At 35.3% G+C, this 21,725-nt stretch carries 15 protein-coding genes; 11 read left to right on the forward strand and 4 right to left on the reverse strand.

Translation table 11 applies throughout. The features are described 5' to 3' along the window. Window positions 1-253: 253 nt before the first annotated feature. Window positions 254-844 (reverse strand): DUF1349 domain-containing protein, encoded by a 591-nt coding sequence (locus NX902_RS10535; RefSeq protein WP_123257521.1) that lies wholly within the window; start codon window positions 842-844, stop codon window positions 254-256. Between the two features lie 224 nt (window positions 845-1,068). Here NX902_RS10535 and NX902_RS10540 point away from each other — a divergent pair, with 224 nt between their 5' ends. Further along, window positions 1,069-2,091: a C45 family autoproteolytic acyltransferase/hydolase gene (locus NX902_RS10540; RefSeq protein WP_163187578.1), complete on the forward strand. Its 1,023-nt coding sequence runs from the start codon at window positions 1,069-1,071 to the stop codon at window positions 2,089-2,091. 421 nt (window positions 2,092-2,512) lie between these two features. On the opposite strand, the gene ppsA is transcribed toward NX902_RS10540, so the two are convergent. After that, on the reverse strand, window positions 2,513-5,116 hold the full coding sequence (gene ppsA / locus NX902_RS10545) for a phosphoenolpyruvate synthase (RefSeq protein WP_341160715.1): 2,604 nt from the start codon (window positions 5,114-5,116) through the stop codon (window positions 2,513-2,515). A 320-nt stretch (window positions 5,117-5,436) separates the two neighbouring features. Here ppsA and NX902_RS10550 point away from each other — a divergent pair, with 320 nt between their 5' ends. From NX902_RS10550 to NX902_RS10585, 8 genes are all read left to right on the forward strand, one after another. After that, window positions 5,437-6,135 (forward strand): aspartate/glutamate racemase family protein, encoded by a 699-nt coding sequence (locus tag NX902_RS10550; RefSeq protein ID WP_163187574.1) that lies wholly within the window; start codon window positions 5,437-5,439, stop codon window positions 6,133-6,135. A gap of 495 nt (window positions 6,136-6,630) precedes the next feature. Further along, on the forward strand, window positions 6,631-8,100 hold the full coding sequence (locus NX902_RS10555) for a glutamate decarboxylase (protein WP_095329299.1): 1,470 nt from the start codon (window positions 6,631-6,633) through the stop codon (window positions 8,098-8,100). Between the two features lie 290 nt (window positions 8,101-8,390). After that, window positions 8,391-9,125, forward strand: coding sequence for an SDR family NAD(P)-dependent oxidoreductase (locus tag NX902_RS10560; RefSeq protein ID WP_163187572.1), 735 nt, complete (start codon window positions 8,391-8,393; stop codon window positions 9,123-9,125). Between the two features lie 161 nt (window positions 9,126-9,286). Beyond that, on the forward strand, window positions 9,287-9,928 hold the full coding sequence (locus tag NX902_RS10565; RefSeq protein ID WP_123257527.1) for a DUF1349 domain-containing protein: 642 nt from the start codon (window positions 9,287-9,289) through the stop codon (window positions 9,926-9,928). Between the two features lie 624 nt (window positions 9,929-10,552). Beyond that, window positions 10,553-12,658: a peptidoglycan D,D-transpeptidase FtsI family protein gene (locus tag NX902_RS10570; RefSeq protein WP_235973324.1), complete on the forward strand. Its 2,106-nt coding sequence runs from the start codon at window positions 10,553-10,555 to the stop codon at window positions 12,656-12,658. A 70-nt stretch (window positions 12,659-12,728) separates the two neighbouring features. Then, on the forward strand, window positions 12,729-14,765 hold the full coding sequence (pbp4, locus tag NX902_RS10575; protein ID WP_172859950.1) for a penicillin-binding protein PBP4(5): 2,037 nt from the start codon (window positions 12,729-12,731) through the stop codon (window positions 14,763-14,765). A 65-nt stretch (window positions 14,766-14,830) separates the two neighbouring features. After that, complete coding sequence (locus tag NX902_RS10580; RefSeq protein WP_163187566.1) at window positions 14,831-15,220, forward strand: BlaI/MecI/CopY family transcriptional regulator; 390 nt, start codon at window positions 14,831-14,833, stop codon at window positions 15,218-15,220. Then, window positions 15,220-17,010 (forward strand): BlaR1 family beta-lactam sensor/signal transducer, encoded by a 1,791-nt coding sequence (locus NX902_RS10585; RefSeq protein ID WP_163187564.1) that lies wholly within the window; start codon window positions 15,220-15,222, stop codon window positions 17,008-17,010. Before NX902_RS10580 ends, NX902_RS10585 begins: the two co-directional genes overlap by 1 nt. Window positions 17,011-17,168: 158 nt before the next feature. Here the strand turns inward: NX902_RS10585 and NX902_RS10590 are convergent, their stop codons facing one another. Next, window positions 17,169-17,642 (reverse strand): hypothetical protein, encoded by a 474-nt coding sequence (locus tag NX902_RS10590; protein ID WP_163187562.1) that lies wholly within the window; start codon window positions 17,640-17,642, stop codon window positions 17,169-17,171. A 120-nt stretch (window positions 17,643-17,762) separates the two neighbouring features. On the opposite strand from NX902_RS10590, the gene NX902_RS10595 reads away from it, so the two are divergent. Further along, window positions 17,763-18,374 carry a CGNR zinc finger domain-containing protein gene (locus NX902_RS10595; protein ID WP_095329307.1) on the forward strand — a complete coding sequence of 204 codons (612 nt, stop codon included), beginning with the start codon at window positions 17,763-17,765 and terminating at the stop codon, window positions 18,372-18,374. A gap of 646 nt (window positions 18,375-19,020) precedes the next feature. Then, window positions 19,021-19,596: a GNAT family N-acetyltransferase gene (locus tag NX902_RS10600; RefSeq protein WP_095329308.1), complete on the forward strand. Its 576-nt coding sequence runs from the start codon at window positions 19,021-19,023 to the stop codon at window positions 19,594-19,596. Between the two features lie 203 nt (window positions 19,597-19,799). Here the strand turns inward: NX902_RS10600 and NX902_RS10605 are convergent, their stop codons facing one another. Then, a complete protein-coding gene (locus tag NX902_RS10605) occupies window positions 19,800-21,377 on the reverse strand; it encodes an FAD-dependent oxidoreductase (protein WP_095329309.1) in 1,578 nt (525 codons plus the stop codon). Window positions 21,378-21,725 lie beyond the last annotated feature (348 nt).

Raw genomic sequence — 21,725 nt, forward strand, 5'->3', positions numbered from 1 at the left:
GATTTCTACAATTAATAAAGTGCATTCTCTAGCTTTTATAAATGTTTCAACTGATAAGATAAGGATTTACGAGAAGAACGAAAATAATTCTAATAAATCACTAACTATAGACTGTTCTTAAAGAAAAGGAGAGTGGATATTGAAGTGTTATTCGTTAGAGGATGATTGAGAAACATTATGGAGATTCAAAGGCGAGGAACGTAAAAAAAATCGATTGATTGTTACACCAATCGAAGAAGATATCTGGAATTAGCTATTTACCCATACGAATATTCTTTACAGTCTTCTTTTCAATGCTCAAGTTTTCATAAATTCTCATTCCGCCACTTCCTAAGGGAGCTTGTGCTAATAGTCCGACCTTTACAATCTCATCAACAGGCAAGCTGAAAAATCTCATCATATAATAATTTTCCCCATCTATGGAATAATGGAATGCAAAAGAATGTCCACTTCTACAAACTTGTAGCCATACAGCATTACCATCAATATTGCAACCGTTCGCATCATCTGACTCTTCCTTCGTTACAACGCTTACAACTGCATGGGTATCAAAATCAGTTAATTCAAAACATGCCTTTGCCCAATAAGTCATATCCTTCATCACCATTATGGAAGCAGAATCATAAGTGTCCTTAAAATCATGAGAAACTTTAACTTTCATGATAAAATCTCCGACCACCTCTGTATAATAAAACGGAGCATTACACAATGATTGAGGCGTGATACCTTCTGCTCCAATTGCGCCATTGTTACAGAAAAAATCAGTTTCTTGTGGAGCGTATATTTTTATTCTGCCGTCTTCTTCCATGATAGTGCTTTCGTTAATCCAGTTGAAATTTAACATGTTTCCCTCCTTTAAAAATAGAGCTATTTGTAATCCATCATATTACCTCCTCGTCTAATATTATAGACTAAAAGTGACTTCCAATAAATAACAACATTATTACATAGAGGTCCTATTGGATAAAAAATGTATTTCATAACAGTCCAAAAAGAGCATAAAAAGACAGGAAATTATCTTTCTTTTTAAGTATAGTCAGATTTAGAAACAAGAATGGAGAGGATTTCATGATTAATTTTGAGGTGGATATAATTCAAATTAGGGATCGATCTTTTCATATTGGTTTAAAAACTGCTGAGAGAATATTGGATCGTTCTATTATTAAGATGTGGAGTGAGGTTTTCGAACAAGACATTGATTATGAAAACATGCATTCCATCTATTCCACTTATGCTCCACATCTTTTAGAAGAATTAGAAGGGTTGGCACAGGGGCTGGGGATTTCGTCTATCAGAGCTGCATCCATGTTCAGCGGTTATCAAGTTCCCAAGATAGATGCGATGGGATGCACGGCTATTCTTACAGATGAAACATATGTTCGCAACTACGATTTTTCCCCTGATCTATACGATGGTATTTTTAGTTGTATCCAAGCGGAGGATGCGCTGACCACCGCAGGATATAATTTGCAAATTTTAGGGAGACATGATGGAGTAAATGAGGAAGGGCTAGTAATGGGGTTTCATTTTGTAAGTTATAGTGGCTATACAAAGGGTATTTCCCCATGGGCTGCAATACGGATGGCCTTGGATACTTGTTCTTCGGTCGATGATGCATCTGCTCTGCTAAAAGAAATCCCTCATTCAGCCTGCTATAATTTTTCGGTGGGAGATAAAAAAGGAAACATCGCGGTGATAGAAGCTACTCCAGAAAAAGTGTGCATTAGAAAGGATGAGAAGCTCTTATCATGTGTTAATCATTTTCAAACTTCGGAACTCCAAGATAAAAACAGATTAGCCATTGATGGTTCCGTCAAAAGAAATAATTATTTACAATCATTTCAAGGGAAGAAACGGACACAGCAAGAGATGTTTAGCATTTTTGCAAAGAAAAGTTCTCCTTTATTTTTTCGGAATTATGACCAACTATTCGGAACACTACACACATTTTCCTACTCTTTCCAAGAATCAAGAATTCTTACTTCTCTAGCGCAAGGAAGGGACGTTCTCGATTTTAATTTTCATGATTGGACAAATGGAGAAGATCTTGTCAGCAAAAAGATGACAGGTTATATCGAGACCATTAATTAGTTTAATTACTTTTATTAATAAACGTCTAAAACATTGGTATATAAGGGATTAGACGTTTTTAGGATTAACTTTTATTTAGAAGTTACGATTGTTCTATTTTAAAAAAAGAAAGTGGTCTTATATAACTATCGGGGCAGTTTATGTATTGAATGAAAGGGAGCATAAAGATAAAGTTTGACCGAAAACACAACATAAAACGATTTCACCTTAAAATCAAAAGAAGCCATTTTGAATAAAGAATAAATAACATGGCTTCTTTCTTTGGAAAAACTTATCTATTTTAACATACTTTAATAATAATCATCAGTTGCTATCCCGTTATATGTCCAAGTAACGAGGTTCTTACCATAGATAGTAAAGAGCCATAATATCAAGCATTCTCTAGTTTGAATGCTTGATATTATGATTTAAAGGTAATGAATTATAGTATTTCTACATATCCTTCTGTCCCATTCACCCTGATCCTTTGTCCGTCTTTTATTAGTTTCGTGGCATTTTCTACTCCAACCACAGCTGGTAATCCGTACTCCCGTGCAATAACGGCTCCATGCGTCATAAGTCCACCAACTTCGGTGATGAGACCCTTTATTGATACAAACAATGGTGTCCAGCTAGGATCAGTAAAGGTGGTGACTAGTATATCTCCATCTTCTAAATCTGCGTCTTCCAAGTTTAAGATAACGCGAGCGCGGCCCTCCATAATTCCTGAAGAAACAGGTAGACCTGCAATTGCTTCTTCTGGCAGATTTTCACGTTTATACTTACCTTCAATGATTTCGCCATCAGATGTTATCACACGTGGGGGAGACAGCTTTTCATATATGTTGTAATCTTCTTTTCTCTTGCTGATAATTTGATAATCCAGCTTATTTGTGCGTACTACATTGTGGAGTTCTTCGAATGTGAGATAGAATATATCTTCTTTTTCATGAATAACTCCCGCTTGCACGAGCTGGGTAGCTTCATTCAATATGGCCTGCTTGTAAATGAAGTAACGGCTGATCATACCGAATTTCGGATATTCACGATAACCGATGAAATTTCGGATTAGGTCAATCATCTGTTTTGTTTCGTTTGCTTTTTGTTCACCATCCGGTAATTGTTTTAAACGCTCCAATAACTCTTTTTCTTTTTGCATAGCTTCATGAAGCCCTTGTTCAAATAACTGCTGACTAGCATGGGGTTCAAAGTTTTTGATATTACCAAGAATCATGGGAATAAGTGTAAGTGGTTTTTCACTCCAACGTGGTCTCGTAATATCAATTTCTCCAGCACATCGCATTCCGTATTTGTTGAGAAATGCCCTTATGGCATCGCTTGCTTCCTGACCACCATGTAACTTGAGCATTTCATTCAAAAAGTTATCATCTTTTACACTTTGCAAATAATCAATTACTTTTGGAAAAGGTCGAATCACATCTGCGACATCCAAGAGAGCTAAACCCATTTCTGAAGTAATATTATTCGAGACAGATTGGGAAATGGTGTCCGCCGCGTTTTTTTCTCCCAGCCATTCGTTCATCTTCTCATTGAGCCATGTTGCTGCATTCATAGCACCCATAAATACAGCAGTGCTTTGCGGATCAAATAATATCCTCTTTAATTCCTGAATATCTTCCAGAATAAAATCAAATAACGCTGATCCTGATTTAGTTTTAATGTTATGTTTTAACTCTTCAATGGATATTTGGCTACGCTTTATGAAATCAGCAACGATGGATGGATTATTATTTTCTAATTGTGCCTGCCTAGCCGTACTGCCTCTTCTCTGACTCGGAGCTTGATCATTATCAGGTAATCGCTCTATAAAATCTTCCCGCTCCAAGATGGTCATGAGTGCGTCTTTTAGGAGTGGATCGTGCTGTCCCATGCCATTTAATAACACGTTTCTGCTAGCAGGTGAAGCAAGCTGCTGGGTGACATCAACAAACAACCTTCCACCCGCTTTACGCATAGGTGCGTTTGTCGTTAACAGAAAAAAAGACAATCCAAGTGGTTTAATTGCATCAGTCATCATTTGCTGATGACCGACAGAGATATAGACATGGTTTTCTTGATCATTCGCCTCCGGAATTGGGAAAAGCGTGGTAATGGGACGACTCTGAACCATATAAAATTTATCATCAACTAAACACCACTCTATATCTTGAGGACAGTCAAAATAATCTTCAATCTTTCTTCCGATGCGTGCCAGTTGCAAGATTTGCTTATCAGCCAGTGTTTGTGTTTTTTGTTGTTCAAGGTTAACGGCTTGCGTCTTTGTTCCGCCGCCTTTAACAGCAGTTACAGCCAACTTTTTAGCAGCGATCTTTTTATGGACAATTTCATTTTCTTGAATCTTATAATTATCGGCTGATACCAAGCCAGAGACTAGCGCTTCTCCAAGTCCAAAACTGGCATCAATCGATAGTATTTTTCGGTTGGAGGTAAGGGGATCAGCTGTAAATAAAATCCCAGAAGCCTGTGGAAAAACCATCCTTTGAATAATGACAGATAAATAAACTTGCTGATGGTCGAAGCCATTTTGCATTCGGTAGACTACAGCGCGATCTGTAAACAGAGAAGCCCAACATTTCTTGATATGCTCCAAGATGGCTTCTTTGCCGATGATATTTAAATAAGTGTCTTGCTGGCCGGCAAAAGACGCATGCGGCAAATCCTCAGCAGTTGCGCTAGAACGTACTGCATATGCATGTTTCTCGCCAAAACGGGCGAGATAGGTGACAACTTCACTAACAACATCGGAGGGAATATCCGTTGCCATGATGATTTGTCGAATTTTCCTAGAAATCTCACTTATTTGCTTTTGATTTTCTATTTTTAAGCATGTAAGCTTTTCTACTAATGTTTGAAATGTTTCGTTATGTTCGATGCTTTTTTGATAGCCTGCTGTTGTAACACAAAATCCATCTGGTACTTGTATTCCATGAATTTTTGATAATTCTCCTAAATTAACTCCCTTTCCACCAACGAGCATATATTCTGTTTTTCCAACTTCTTTCAGATCGAGGACCAAAGAACTCATTCGCATCTCTCCTAACCATTAATGTCTATTGATTTTAGCAGTAATAAAGGAGAATAAATAGTCTATAATAACCATTTTTTGTATGGTATAATTAATATAAAGGGTACTATAAAAATAAATTCTAGCTTTACAATAACTTAATTCATGTCATTTCTTATTTAACTTTATATTCTAATATTTAATAGGAGATATTAAGCCTTTATCATACACACTGTGCGATACTTAATAATGAAGTATCGTATTTTAATTGAACAATAGGTGTATGAAAAAAACGCTATCTCATGATATATAATGGACAAGAAATAAGGAGGAGATTCATAATGCTAAGCAATAAATTTTGTAGAATCGGTATTTTGGCGGGGATGGGTCCACGTTCGACTGCTCCATTTATTGAGTCGGTTTTAGATGAATGCGAACGACAATATGGTGCAAAAAATGACATTGATTTTCCCCATATGATTATTTATTCATTACCTACACCCTTTCATCCAAAAGAACCTATTATTAAAGAAGATATGGTGAAAACTTTACAAATAGGAATACAATCTTTAACAGAAGCTAATTGCGATTTTATTGCTGTTCCTTGTAATGTAGTCCATCAATTTTATGAAGATATGACAAAGATGACCAATGTACCTATTCTTAATATTATCCAAGAAACAATAAACGCTATTGGTGTCCAAAGTTCAAAAGTTGGTTTAATTGGTACCAGAAGTACAGTAGAAAATCAGCTATACCAGCCTTACCTACACAATAATAATAAAGATATTTATTGGACAGAACGTATTCAAAGCCAGGTTGATCAATTAATTTATGATGTTAAACAGAATCGCGAAATGGAAGAGCTTATTCAACAATGGAAAAATATAGAAATGGATCTTGCGGAAAATGGTGTAACAGATGTAGTTTGTGTATGTACTGATCTATATTTTTGTGGATCTTATACTTCTTTAAATTTCTTCGATTCATCAAAAATTCTTGCTAAAAGTTTAGTAGAAAGATATTTAGCCTTTAAATAGGTGATATTCGTGTTCAACTATAGGGTGGTTTATTTAGAGGATAAATAGTTGCACGGAGGGGAGTATAGGAAGTTCTATTAAATAGACATCTTTATTTTATGATCATAAATAGAGTGCGTTTATATAATACATATTAATGTAATACTTCAAAGATTTATAATAAAAAACGTCTAAAACCTGATATATAAGGAATTAGACGTTTTTTATTTCAGTTTAAAAAGGAATAACATGTACTTCATGTAAAAAGAAGAAGACTCCTGTGTAACTTCGTGAGCATTCCTTTAGTAAGTAAAACCTTACTTTTGATAGAAGGTGCAGTTTACTAGAAGTGGTTTCTTAATTAAATAGCACTTAAAGGACTGTTTTGTTATTAATTTGAGTGTATTATGTCCATAATTCTTTCTGGGTGGTGGAAGTGCCGTTAATTAGTATAAAACAAATGTTTTTTAGTAAATAATACAATGGTTAAACAATATTATTTAAAGGGGGATAAGTATGCAGCACCATCGAAAAGCAGAACTTCAAAATGATACATACGAAGAAAAAGAGATGATTTCAGATAATTCACAAAGTCTACCTCGTCACATGCAAATGGAGCTGCCGCATGAATTATCGGTAAATCCTCTATTTGCCCGTGAAGGGGAATCGGACGTTCCGCGTTTCCACATGGCTGATAAAGGCATGTTACCAGAAACAGCCTATCAAATCGTCCATGATGAAATTGCACTTGATGGCAATGCTCGCTTAAATCTTGCCACATTTGTTAGCACATGGATGGAACCAGCTGCAGAGCACTTATATACTAAATCATTCGATAAGAATATGATTGACAAAGATGAATATCCACAGACAGCCGAAATTGAGGAGCGATGTGTCCGCATTTTAGCCAACCTCTGGCATTCGCCCAACCCACTTACGACGATGGGTGTTTCTACAACTGGTTCATCGGAAGCCTGTATGCTCGCAGGGCTTGCGTTAAAGAGACGCTGGCAGAACATACGCAAAAGCAAAGGGAAATCGGTGGAGCGTCCCAATATTGTATTTAGTTCTGCTGTTCAAGTTGTTTGGGAAAAATTCGCGAACTATTGGGAGGTTGAACCACGTTATGTGAAGGTTAACCCTGATCATCCCTTATTAGATCCTCAAGGGGTCCTCGCCGCAGTGGATGAAAATACAATTGGTGTGGTTCCAATCCTCGGTGAGACCTATAGAGGGCTTTACGAACCGGTTGCTGCTATTGCAAAAGCGTTGGATGATTTACAAAAAAGAACGGGTATTGACATTCCCATTCATGTAGATGCGGCTTCTGGAGGATTTATAGCGCCGTTTCTTCAACCAGATTTAGTTTGGGATTTTCAATTGCCAAGAGTGAAATCAATCAATGTATCTGGACATAAATATGGGTTAGTATACCCTGGGCTTGGCTGGATAATTTGGCGGGAAGCTGCAGATCTCCCTGAGGATCTCATCTTTCGTGTCTCTTATTTAGGTGGGAACATGCCGACTTTCGCCTTAAATTTCTCTCGTCCTGGCGCACAGGTGCTCCTTCAATATTATAATTACCTGCGTTTAGGGAAAAGTGGCTACTATGAAGTTCAAAGGGCTTCTCAGAAAGTCGCTCTTTTTCTAAGTGAGGCTATTCAAAAGATGGGACCGTTCGAACTTTTATCTGATGGTTCGGATATTCCAGTTTTTGCTTGGCGACTCAAAGATGGTTATACATTGAACTGGAATCTTTATGATTTATCCCGACAATTACGCGTGTTCGGCTGGCAAGTACCCGCCTATCCATTGCCTCCAGATATGGAAGAAGTGACGATAATGCGCATTGTGGTTCGCAATGGATTTTCCATGGATCTCGCGCATTTGTTTATGATGAATCTCAAACAAGCTGTTGCTTTTTTAGATTCTCTAGACGGACCCATGCCACATGATTCAAAGTCTAATAATGGGTTTCATCACTAAAAGGGAATAGGTCCCATTGTCCTTAAGTTCAGCTAACTATTAATGAAATTAATATACTTAGATAATCCCCCCAAGCAGAAGTTTATTGGAGGGATTTTTTATGGAGATTACGTCAATCAGGGAAATATGCATTTGACAGCTTATAAAACATAAACATAGCTGATTCACTTGGAAAGAAAGGTTTCTAATCGACCCTTATAGTATATCTTAATAACCAAATAGTTTATGATAGTAATAATTACAATGAAATATTAGTTAATAAAAATATTGAAAGAAAGGAGTGTTAAAAAATGCTCGAAAATAGAAAAGTTATAATAACAGGTGCAGCCTCTGGGATTGGAAAGGAAAGCGTCAGAAAATGTTTAAATGAAGGTGCTTCCGTCATTGCTTGCGATATTAATAAACACTCCTTGCATAGCTTGAAACAGTCAATGGGTGACTGCTATGATCTACATACGTATCATTTGGATATAAGTAACTTTGAAGAGGTTCATAAATTTTTTGTATATATTGATAAAGAGCATTCTGATATAGATGGTTTGGTCAATAATGCAGGAATTTATTTAGCTAAAAATATCTTGGATTATCAAGTAAATGAAATTGATAAAGTTTTAGATGTAAATGTAAAGGGATTTATTTATTTTTCGCAAATGTTTGGTAAGAAATTGATGGAAAGCAAGTCAAATGGAGTAATCGTAAATATGTCTTCCGTGTCAGGCATGGAAGGCAGTTCAGATGCAATTTACGGGCTCTCCAAAGCTGCCATAATAGGGTTAACTAAAAGCTGTGCCATGAATTTCTCACCGTTTATTCGAGTTAATGCCGTTGCACCCACGATGGTAGATACATCTATGATGGATACAATACCGAATTGGAGAAAAGATGCATATCTAAGCCACCAGCTTATTGATAAGCCTGTCTTACCGGAAGATGTGGCTAATACGGTTGTTTTTTTATTATCAGATAAAGCTAAACATTATACTGGTGCCACATTTGATATTAATAATGGAGGATATTTAAGATAAAATATAATATTATGCTTTTGTAGTCTTTGCTAAACAAATAAGGGAATGGCAGTTATAGGAGTATTGTAAGTTATAGGCAAAAGAGAACCTAATATAGTTAAGAATTAATAAAATTTGATTTATGTAATTATAAGATTCGATTTTATTTAGGAGGGGAATCATTGAAGCATAAAAATTGGATATTATATGAGGATTTTGCAGATAAGAGTTTAAATGAAAATCTGGAGTGGCGTTGTGAACCAAAGAAATGGTTTATAGACACGAAATCTTCCCAACTTGTTTTAGAAACAGATCAAGAAACCGATTATTGGCAAAAAACTCACTACGGTTTTGAAGTAGATAATGGCCATTTTCTCTTTACCAAAACTAACAAGAATTTCAGAATGACAACAAGAGTTAAAGCTATTCCAAAATCTAAATATGACCAAGCTGGACTGATGATTCGATTTTCGGAAGAGGTATGGGTGAAAACTTCTCTAGAGTACATTCCAGATGGGTTAAGCAAGCTGGGTGCAGTTGTCACTAATAAGGGCTATTCCGATTGGTCTACTCAATATGTAGACTGTGAAGAAGTTCAAATATATTACCGTATATCCAAAATTGGACAAAATTGTTATGTGGATTTTTCATGGGACGGGGAAGTATGGAACCAAATTAGAATTGCCCACTTAGATGTGGCAGAAAATTCAACTATTTTAGCAGGAGTCTATGCTTGCAGTCCTCAAGGAAGAGAACAAGAAGTTCGTTTTGATTTTATAACAATTGAAGAGCTAAATAATGACCCAGCAACGGCATATTTGTAAGTCAACGATATTTACTATAAAGTATAAGTGTTTTATTTAGATTAGATAAAAGAATTACTATGGCGCATTAATCCAATAAGGGATAATGCTTCTTTTTTGTTCTTGTACGAACGGGGTGTAGTATAGCGCAAGAAGAATGATTTAAAGCAATCTAGAATAGTAAAACGGAGTTAATTGTAGGATAGAAAAGAGAAATTCTTCTTGAAAATAGATAAAACCAATGCGGCTTTACATCAACAAGTGGATACTGAGCTTAAAGAGCTAAATGTCGTTTAAATGCTGTCCATGTGGATGAACAGACTTAATTCCTTTCAAATAATAAGCATACAGCTAACGAAAATTTTATAGATTAAAGTACTTTAATCATTTGAAGAGTCATGTTATAGTAAATACTACAAATGTAAAAGATGGGAAGTGATGAATGTAATTTTAAAAAATCTAAACATAGAAAATAAGCTAATTATAGAATTTTACGATCATTAAATGACTAACGAATTATTTTAAATAATTTTTTTAGTTTTAAAAACTACAAATGTAGTATTTAGAGAAAAGAGAATCTATATCCAATATGGAAGAACAAATGTCAAAATACGTATATTCATTGTTATGAAAGGGAGGGTGCCGTTGAAGAAAAAAAAAGAGAGGACAAAGCCATTTGTTTTCTCCTTCCGAATAAATATATTATTTTTAATTGTTTTTTTGCTGTTCTCGCTTCTTATTTTAAGGCTTGGAATTGTGCAAATAGTAAATGGAGAGGACTATAAGCGGGAAGTTGACAGAAAGGAGAATGTAACTGTAAAAATTGCTATGCCGCGTGGGGAAATATTAGATCGAAATGGGAAGTTAATTGTAGGGAATAAGCCGTCTAACGCCATAACGTTCACAAGAGCACAAAATAGTAAAACTGAAGAAATGTTAAAAATTGCAGAAAAGCTAGCGATATTTATTAAAAAGGATTCTAAAGAGGATTTAAAAGCAATAACAGAAAGAGATAAAAAAGATTACTGGATGATAAAACACCCAAATGAAGCAGAAGCGAAAATTACTGTAGCTGACAAGAAAAAGCTTAAACATGATGAACATTACGATACAAAAATTTATCAGCTAACCTTAGACCGTATAACAAGTAAAGAAGTAAACTCATTTACTAAGCAAGAACTAGAAGTATTAGCTATTTATCGTGAAATGAGTAGCGGATATCCGTTAACACCACAGATTATCAAAAAAGATGCTACAACTAAAGAAGTTGCAATGATTAGTGAAAATTTAGATTCCCTGCCTGGTGTTGATACAACGATAGATTGGGATCGCTATAATCTTTATAAAGATACAGAAGGGAATGAAACTTTAGACTCAGTCATTGGTAAAGTCTCCTCTTCTAAAGAAGGCTTGCCTAAAGATTCTATTGATTATTATTTAGCAAGAGGCTATAGCAGAAATGATCGAGTAGGAAAAAGTTATATTGAAAATCAATATGAGGATGTATTGCAAGGGCAGAAAGAAAAAATCAAAAACATAATCGATAAAAACGGAAATATATTAGAGTCTGAAGTCGTGCAAGAAGGAAAACGAGGTGATGATTTAATCCTTTCAATTGATATCGATTTACAGCGTGAGATTGAAAAGATAATTGCAGAAAAAATAGGTAAAGCTAGAATTGGTGAGCCTTATCTCGATCGAACATTTGTTACTGTTATGAATCCGTATTCCGGTGAAGTTCTTTCCATGGCGGGAAAACAATTTGAGCAAAATAAAAAAACAGGTAAAACGGAAGTAAATGATTTTGCATTAGGAAATATAACGACCTCATATGAAATGGGATCAGTTGTGAAAGGAGCTACTGTATTAACGGGTTATCAAACAGGTGCAATTGTTCCAGGTGAGGTACTTAATGATCGACCTTTAAAATTTTTAGGAACGAATGCAAAAAAATCTTGGAATAAGACAGGATTCGGTCCAATTAATGATCTTTATGCATTGAAACGATCTTCTAATGGATATATGTTTTTAACGGCCATGAAATTAGGTGGACAGCAAACCTATATTCCCAATGGACTATTAAGTATTGATAAAGTGTCTGCGATTGAAACATTCAGATACAATTTCTCTCAATTTGGGCTAGGAGTAAGAACAGGAATTGATTTACCTGGTGAACACAGTGGTTATGGTGGCGGTCAAATTCCTCCTGAATCCGGAAAAGTATTAGACTATGCGATTGGGCAGTATGATACATATACTCCATTGCAAATTGTCCAATATATTTCCACTATTGCAAATGGGGGATATCGAATCCAGCCGCATATTGCCAAGGAAGTACGTGAACCTAACCAAGCAAATGAATTGGGACCTATTATTCAGGAAATGAAACCAAAGGTGTACAATAAAATTGACATGAAGGAAGAGTGGATTAAACGTGTGCAGCTTGGCTTTAAGCAAGTAGTGAATGAGCCACTTGGAACCGGATATGGAATAAAGAACAAAGAATATAAGATTGCTGGGAAAACAGGGACTGCACAGGCGTTATATAATGGCCCGCTACCACATAGCCAAGGCCTAATGCTCTGGAATATTACATTTGGAGGGTATGCACCTTATGATCACCCGGAAATTGCTGTTTCTGTCACTGTCCCTTGGTTACGAACAGACCAATCACATGTTAATTTAGAAATAGCGAATGATGTGTTTAAAGCTTACTTTGAACTAAAGGAAAAGCGGTATGATTCTGAATAATTATTGTGTTTAATTTACCTTAATTACTACAAATGTAGTAATTAAGTGGAAGGAAATGAGGGGAAGAGAGTTGAGTAGCAGAGTAGAAAGAAAAAAGAGAAGAATCAGACCCTATATCATATTGATATTGATCTCTTTAGCTGGGATTATCAGTTTAAGTCTATATATGATTACAAATAATAGTGAGAATAGCCAAGGACAAAAAGCTGCTAATGCCTTTATTCAAATATTAGTGAACAAAGAGTATGAAAAATTAGGAGAAGTTCTCGAAAAAGACTCATACGACTCATTAGGTTATACGTTGAAGGAAGTGATCGACAAATATGATCATATATTTAATGGAATTAATATTGATGGGATTCACGCATCCAATATGGACCTAAAAAAAATTAATCGCAATGAGCAAGAGTTAACCTATCAATTAAGCTTAACAACTCCTTTAGGTAGATTAGATAAAATTAATTACCAAGCAAGGATTATCAAATCAGGAGATCAGTATTTGATAAAATGGGACCCTTCATTAATTTTTCCTAATATGGAGGGAAAAGATAAGGTAGCTTTTCATCAATGGAGAGCAGAACGTGGAGAAATTAAAGATCGCCTTGGCAATGGCATTGCCGTGAATGAAAACTTTAAGGAGGCAGGGATTGTTCCGAAAGACTTACTCAAAGGAAATGAAAAAACGAAGCGACTGCAAAACATTAGCAAACAATTAAATATATCTATAAAAGAGATTCAACAAAAACTGAAACAAGGATGGGTAAAGGATAACCTATTTGTTCCTCTTAAAATTATCGAAGCCAATAATGCGGAAGTCATACCTGGGATTTCCTATCAAAATACGAACCTCCGTTATTACCCTTTAAAAGAAGCTGCGGCACATTTAATTGGTTATATCGGAGAAGTAACAAGGGAAGATTTAGATAAAAATTCTGATTTGAAAGAAGGAGACATGATAGGGAAAGCCGGATTAGAAAGAGCTCTTGATAAAGAGCTGCGTGGGAAAGATGGTGGAGAAATTCTGATTGTCGATGAAAATGGCAAAACCAAGCAAACAATTCAAAAAGCTGAAAAAATAGATGGAAAAGATATTAAACTAACCATTGATGCTTATATTCAAATGGAGGCATACAATCATTTGAAAGAAAATCCAGGTTCTACTGTAGTCATGAATCCGAAAGAAGGTGGTCTTTATGCTGTAGTTAGCTCTCCTTCATACGATCCGAACAAAATGGTTCGTGGCATATCACAGAATGAATATGATAAATATGCTAAGGATGAAAACAAGCCATTTCTTTCAAGGTTTGCTTCAGCTTATGCTCCAGGCTCCACTTTTAAAACGATTACAGCTAGTATCGGGCTTGATGCGGGTGTGACATATCCAGAAAAGCGAAGAATAATAAATGGGTTTAGTTGGCAAAAGGATAAATCTTGGGGAGGGTATTCCGTTACTCGTGTTTCTAATGTACAACATGTCGATATGAGAAAGGCACTTATTTATTCCGATAATATTTATTTTGCTCAAGAAACGTTAGAACTGGGAGAAAAAACGTTTCGAAATGGGCTGGATAAATTTATCTTTGGCGAGGAATTAGATTTACCAATCGCAATGAATCCAGCGCAAATTTCAAATCACAGGACATTTAATTCAGATATCCTTCTTGCTGATACAGGATATGGACAAGGAGAATTATTACTTTCACCTATTCAACAAGCTGCTATGTATTCTGTTTTCCAAAACGAAGGAAAAATCGTTTATCCGAGATTGCTAGAAGACAATAGCAGGCCAAAAACTAAATCAGCGATTACCCCTTCAACAGCAAATGAAATGAGAACCTTTTTAGAAGCTGTTGTGAGCAACCCAAATGGAACGGCCCATCTACTCTATAATCAACAGTATCAGTTAGCAGCCAAAACGGGTACCGCTGAATTAAAGATGAACCAAGGAGAAAAGGGGGATGAAAATAGCTTTTTACTAGCTTTTGATACAGGGAATAATCAGTTTCTTTTACTTTCATTAGTGGAACACTATTCAAAAGGCGGTTCGGCTACTCAATTAAATAAATCATTCATTGATGAGTTGTATGAATATTTTCAGTCCTTCTGATGCTTTAATAATTTGGGTCAACCTGCTATAATAAATACTACAAATGTAAAAGCAGGAGGGTCATGATGAAGGAAATTCCGCAAATTTCTGAAGCTGAATATGAAGTGATGAAGGTAGTCTGGAACTATGAACCGATTTCCACTCCTGAAATCGTGGAGAAAGTATTAAAAAATAGCGATTGGAAGCCGAATACAATTCATACAATGCTTGTACGTCTAGTGAAGAAAAAAGTATTACAAACAAGAAAAGATGGCAGAGCATTTATTTATACATCACTTGTTAAAGAGAACGAATATGTGAAACAGAAAAGTAAATCTTTCCTGAAACAATTTTTTGGTGGTACATTAAACTCAATGGTATTAAATTTTATTGAAAATGAACAGCTATCAAAGGAAGACATTTCAGAACTAAAGAGCATCTTAGCTGAGAGGGATAAGAAAGAAGGGGAAAAATAATGGTTGTAACCCGGTTATTATTAAGTACGCTTGTTGTATCCCTCCTTATTTTAATAATTCTGTTAATCAAAAGAGTATTTTACAACCAGTTATCCCAGCAATCACATTATAAAATTTGGTGTTTTCTTTTTGCTCCAATAATTACTTGCGTGATTCCATGGGATTTTTTACGGTTTCAAGAAATATTTCAATATATGCAAAACTTACTATTCAACGAGAAAGAGATAACTAGGGGCAATCAAAGGTTCAGTGGTTTGGACATTTCACAGACATCCAATCATGATTTTTTGAATGATTTCTCTATTTCTGTGAATAAAACAAATACAGAATTTTTTCAACAGTTCTTTTTTGTAATTTGGATCATTGGAATCATGGTTTTCATTGCGAGTGCCATTTATGCAATTTATCAAATTAGGCAAATTAAAAAGTCATCTACGAGCATTAAAGATCAAAATATAAATGAATTGTTAGAAGAGTGCAAGGAGATTGTCGGGGTAAAAAGAAAAATAATTTTACGGGAGACCGCGCTTATTAACTCTCCTATTACATTAGGATTGTGGAAGCCATATGTATTTTTACCCCAAAAAACAAAAGAAGAATTCTCGTTAAGTAAAATAAAATATGTCTTTTTACATGAATTATGCCATCAAAAAAGTAAAGATAGTTTCGTTAATTACCTAATGTGGTTAGTTCAAATTATTTATTGGTTTAATCCATTAGTATGGCTGGCTTTAAAAAAAATGCGAATCGATCGAGAGTTAGCATGTGATGCTTCTGTTCTAAGTCTTTTGGATGAAAGTAGATACACCGAATATGGCTATACAATCATTCATTTTGCGGATAAAAAGTTTAACCGACCATATAAACAGTTTTCCACTGGAATAGGAGGAACGAAAGAACAACTTAAACGACGAATTCAGAGTATAGCTAACTATAGAGTGGATTCTCCATTACTAAAATGGAAGAGTAAAGTTATTTATGCACTATTGGCAATGGTTGTGTTACTCTTTACTTCGCTTTCCTCTGCACTCGCTAGTTCAGACGATAAGTATCATTTTAATGAGAAAAATGTTACTTATGAAGATCTTAGTTCTTATTTTAATGGGTATAAGGGTAGTTTTGTTCTATATGATCCTATCAAAAAACAATATCAAATATATAATCGTGAAATGAGTGAACAGAGGGTTTCCCCAAATAGCACATATAAAATTTATTCTGCATTATTCGCTTTAGAAACGAATGTAATTTCCACTACAAGCAACGAGCAATTGTGGGATGGAACGGCATATCCTTTTGAAAAATGGAATACCAATCAGAATTTATCAACCGCTTTGGAGAATTCTGTTAACTGGTATTTTCAACAACTTGATCGTGAAGTTGGGAAGAAAAAGCTACAAAGTTATTTTCACAAACTAAACTACGGGAATGAAAATTTGTCAGGTAATATAGATCACTATTGGATGGAATCTTCTTTGAAAATTTCTCCAATTGAGCAAGTTCAATTATTATTTGCATTAGAAGAAAATAAATTGGGCTTTAAAGAGGAAAATATTCGTTCAGTAAATAATGCTATTTTCATAGATGAACAAAAGCAGGCACAGCTATATGGAAAAACAGGAACTGGTACAATTAATGGAAAAGAAATAAATGGTTGGTTTGTTGGCTTTGTGAAAAAAGATGGCTATAGTTATTATTTTTCGATAAATATTCAAAATAAAACTGGAAAAGCCAATGGAAAAAAGGCGGCTAATATCGCAAAGCGAATATTACATGACAAAAATATTTTCTAAATAAACCTAGTATGATACATGAAAATTATAGCGGCTTGAATATTTTAAAGATGACTAGATTAGGAGAATTTAATACTAGATTAAATACCTTTACTTTTTTGGAAGAGTCTGTCGCTAAGGGATACAAATGTCTCTTTAGTGACAGGCTTTTTTCTGAATTATGTTTGGTTTGGGACTTTAATCGATTTTATCATCTGTCGTATTGATCCGAGATGGTAGGCGGAGTGAGCGAGCGCCCCCAACAAACCATTCGATGTTTGTTTATCTAAGGAGCGAAGAGAATCAATCTTTTTTAGTAGTTTAGTGTATTCTTGTTGAAGTTCGTCAGTAAATTGAGCCCATGTGATTTTATCAACGGTTGTAATTTTCCATGATGCTCCCCAGTCCTTACTGGGTACTTCTCCATTTAAGTAAGAGTTCGCAACCCATAAGTAATAGCGGGTATGATCTGTTTGTGCGGCGATTGTCGTACCGTTGACAGGCAATGAAGCATCTTCTGCCGATATCTTTTCAAGTGTTCCGAATAAACCACTACCAGGTTTCGCTTCTGTGTACCAGCTTGCGTTTTTTTCAGGTCCATCATATGTTTCCTTCAACAATGTTCTAACAGCTACCAACATCGGATTGTCCATCTCAGTACCTCCTAAATTTAGTGTTTAACCATCAAAAATACTTTTGATGGTTAAATTATAGCTGGGTTGATTCTAACTGTCAATTTGTATTATGATAGTTATAGTAAAGGAGCTTTGAATATGCCGGAAATGAATTCTTATATGATGGTCGGAGAACGTTTGTGTATGGATTTTATCAATACCGTCAGTTGGCGTGAAAGTGATGAGAAAAGGCGGGATTGGTTTACGAGTTACGCTAAAATAGTCGACTGGTGCATCCATGCTGACGTCTTGACCGAGCAACAAGCAAAAGTACTTCTTTTAAAGGCTGAGGAGAAACCGTCTGAAGCGGGAGAAGTTCTAAAGCAGACTATCGAAATGCGGGAAGTCATGTATCGAATCTTCAAGTCCGTTTCAAAGGGGACATCGCCACAACCGCTTGACCTTGAATGTTTCAATGAATCTGTAAGTAAATTCTATCAAACTTTGCGTGTAATCCAGGAAAAGGATCATTACACATTGAAGTTCATGGATAACGAGGAAAACTTGGACACTATGCTGCCTCCAATTTTGCAATCTGCTGTTGATTTACTTGTTTCTAAAAACGATTTAGAAAGAGTCAAAAAATGTGAGGGAGATTCTTGTGGATGGTTATTTTTTGATACGAGTCGGAACAGGAGCCGCCGCTGGTGTTCAATGGCTGATTGCGGCAATCGAGCTAAAGCCCGCCGATTTTATCAAAAAGAAAAATGATTAAATTTTCTCTGTCTAGAAATAGTAATTGGACAGGCAGGAAATAAAAGTGGTTTTCAATGATTATTGACTTGCTTAATAAATAAATCGTAGCTTATAAGCTATATCATCAATTTTGGTGATTGCCCCTTGGGTGAAGCGTTAGAAATACGAGCAAACCATGAAGGCATAATTATCCATTCTGATCAATGCAGCGTCTACGCTTCTTATACATATCAAAAAATAGGATTAAAGAAAAAATTTAGTCATTAGTATGTCACGCCGAGGGACTATTGGGAAAACACAGTCATTGAGTCTTTTCATTCGAATGTAAAATTAGAGAGGTTTCAAAGAAGTAACAGAACATGTAGAACAATTTATGAGGATCATAACGAAAAAACATAGGCTGCCCCATTTGGCTAGGTCAGTCTAATTTAAAAATATAATTTTTTTAACTTTTGCAGTTTCTAATAACCTCTGTTATAAAGTTGCCGGATATCCTAGACTAGAACTTTCATTAACTGCCCGAAAGGAATCCTGAAAAGTGTACGCTATTTAATCTATATCTTTTATGCTTCTTTTTTGTTCTGGTACTACCAGGGATAGTTAGTTACACAAAGAATATAATAAATACAATCATAATTTAAGTATTATAGGGGGAATTTATATAAATCCCATTTTATTAGATATTCCGTTACGAATCGAAACAGATAGACTTATTCTTCGAGCACCACATCAAGCTGGTGACGGGGATGTCGTATTTCATGCTATAAAGGATTCATTTCATGAGTTAAAGCAATGGTTAAGCTTATTCCAAACAATTCCTACTGTGGATGAAATTGAAATTATCTTGAGAAATGCCCATATTGATTTTCTGAAAAGAGAAAGCTTTCGTTATCTTATCTTTCATAAGGAAACTAAAGAATTTATTGGAACTGCTAGCCTTCACGGAATTAATTGGAAGATTGCTAAAGGTGAAATTGGATACTGGATTAATACAACATATACTGGCAATGGATATATGACAGAAGCAGTAAGAGCGTTAATTAATCATGGCTTTCAACAACTCAAATTTAGCAGGATTGGAATAAGATGTGAATCAACAAATGTTAAAAGTCGTTCAATTCCAGAAAAACTAGGTTTTAAATTAGAAGGAACCTTAAGAAATGATGATTTGTCTGCGGATGGTAGCAGGCTAACTGACATTTGTATTTATTCAATAATAAAGGAAAATCACCCTTGAATTAATGGGTGATTTGGTCAATAAACTAGGCTGTTTTTTGATATAGTAAAGCTATATTAGTTAATTTAATGATGTGTTCATTATACGAGTTTGATAGAAAACTAAGATTACTTCTGAGTGAGAATAAAATTAATAGGAAGCTAAATAAAACTAAGTAGGTAAAAACAACTGAAGATCGTTTGTTTTCACCTACTTAGTTTTTGTTAATAACCGGAGTCTTCTGAGGTAAGGTTATCGGTCATTTTATAATCATATTTTTTTAATGGCTTTTCAGCGGGTCCTTCAAGCACTTCCCCTGTATACGAGAACCTAGAACCATGACACGGGCAATCCCAAGATCGTTCACCATCATTCCATGCAACCTCACACCCCATGTGCGTACAAGTTGTATCGACAATATGAAGCTTACCCTCTTTATCTCTATACGCTCCTTTTTTGTGCCCATTAATTTCAATAACAGCTCCCTCATCATGGGATAGGTTATTAATATCGTTCTGAGGAATTTCCAACTTTCCTTTAATTAGGTGACTAACAACGTTCGCATTTTGCGTTAAGAAATTTTTTAGACTTGGATTCAAATTGAAACGGGAAGGAGTATACAATTTCTGGTACTTGCTCTTTTTACCAAGTATAGTGTCTCGGAATAAAAGCGCAGCTGCAGTTCCGTTTGTCATTCCCCATTTCCGGTATCCAGTAGCGATTAAGATATTTTTTTGACCGGAAGTAATTTCGCCAATGTATGGAATTTTATCCAGAGTAGTTAGATCTTGCGCTGACCATCGGTAGGTAATATTCTCAATTCCGAATACTTTTTGACCAAAAGTCTCTAAGGCCTCGTAATGCTTCAATGTTTCTCCACCTTGTCCTGTTTTATGACTTTCTCCAGAAATGAGAATCATTTCTTCTCCATTAATTATTGCATAGCGTAGAGATCTTTTCGGCTCATCTGCACTAATATACATACCACCTGGATAGTCTGTTTTTGCTTTTGCAGCAATAATATAAGAACGGTCTGCATGCATTCTTGTAGAATAAAGTCCAGCACCTTCATAAAAAGGGAAATGAGAACAGGCAAGAACATATTTCGCTGTAATTCGTGCTCCTCCACGGGTAAGGACTGCGGGGTGTTCGCCAGTATCGATATTTACAGCCGTTGTATTTTCAAAGATGTATCCTCCTTTTTCGGTGATTATTTTGGTAAGATGAGCCAAGTATTTAAGTGGATGGAATTGAGCTTGATCTTCCATAACAAGTGCATTATATATTTCTAAATCGAAAGGAAGTTTGTTTACGAGTTTTCCTTCAATATGAAGCTCTTCATAGGCTTCTGCTTCTTTTTCTAGTTTACGGGCATATTCTTCTGTTGTGCTATACACATAGGCATCTTGATGAGTGAAATCACAATCAATTTGATGCTTATTAACCGTTTCTTGAATGAATTCTAAAGCATCGGTGTTCGCCTCATAATATAATCTTGCCGTGTCTTTCCCAGCATAGCGGATTAGTTCCTCATAAATTAAATCGTGCTGGGCAGTGATTTTAGCTGTGGTATGTCCCGTTGTTCCGTTCAGTAATTTGTCTGCTTCAATTATAGCAACTTTCAGCCCTTCATTTACCAACAGATAGGCAGAAGTAATGCCTGTAATTCCGCCACCTACAATAGCTACATCAACTTGCATGTCATCCTCAAGGCAGGGGTACTCTGGTAAATGAATAGTGTTTGTCCAATAAGATTCAGCGTTAGGTGGTAATTTTTCCTTATAATTAGCGTTTTCGGCCACTTTAACTCCTCCATTTAATAGTTTTTAACATTATTATTTCCGTTTACTAGAAGGATAAACTTTTAGTTTGGAAAACCGTGAACTTTTTCACCGCTTGTAATGTGGAATAAATGATTTTATGACCTATTTTTATGCGTATCTTGGCTGTATCACTATAAGTCCTAATATGTAAACATGACTAAAAGAGAAGGATAAAAAATATTAACAGCTTGTTATTAAAAAAAATCAATTCGTTAAAAAATGAGATATGTTAGTCAAAATTGTTGGAATTTTAAAAAGAAGAGAATAAAGAATATGGTGGATTTATACATTTGTTCCGATATTATTGATCTTATCTAAATAAAAATA

Origin of the sequence: Niallia sp. FSL W8-0954 (genome assembly GCF_038005605.1) — a bacterium.
Taxonomy (GTDB): domain Bacteria; phylum Bacillota; class Bacilli; order Bacillales; family Cytobacillaceae; genus Niallia; species Niallia circulans_A.

Coding starts and splice junctions, on each gene's coding strand:
- NX902_RS10535 (WP_123257521.1), bottom strand. CDS start 844: ATGTTAAATTTCAACTGGATTAACGAAAGCACTATCATGGAAGAAGAC.
- NX902_RS10540 (WP_163187578.1), top strand. CDS start 1,069: ATGATTAATTTTGAGGTGGATATAATTCAAATTAGGGATCGATCTTTT.
- ppsA (WP_341160715.1), bottom strand. CDS start 5,116: ATGAGTTCTTTGGTCCTCGATCTGAAAGAAGTTGGAAAAACAGAATAT.
- NX902_RS10550 (WP_163187574.1), top strand. CDS start 5,437: ATGCTAAGCAATAAATTTTGTAGAATCGGTATTTTGGCGGGGATGGGT.
- NX902_RS10555 (WP_095329299.1), top strand. CDS start 6,631: ATGCAGCACCATCGAAAAGCAGAACTTCAAAATGATACATACGAAGAA.
- NX902_RS10560 (WP_163187572.1), top strand. CDS start 8,391: ATGCTCGAAAATAGAAAAGTTATAATAACAGGTGCAGCCTCTGGGATT.
- NX902_RS10580 (WP_163187566.1), top strand. CDS start 14,831: ATGAAGGAAATTCCGCAAATTTCTGAAGCTGAATATGAAGTGATGAAG.
- NX902_RS10585 (WP_163187564.1), top strand. CDS start 15,220: ATGGTTGTAACCCGGTTATTATTAAGTACGCTTGTTGTATCCCTCCTT.
- NX902_RS10590 (WP_163187562.1), bottom strand. CDS start 17,642: ATGGACAATCCGATGTTGGTAGCTGTTAGAACATTGTTGAAGGAAACA.
- NX902_RS10595 (WP_095329307.1), top strand. CDS start 17,763: ATGCCGGAAATGAATTCTTATATGATGGTCGGAGAACGTTTGTGTATG.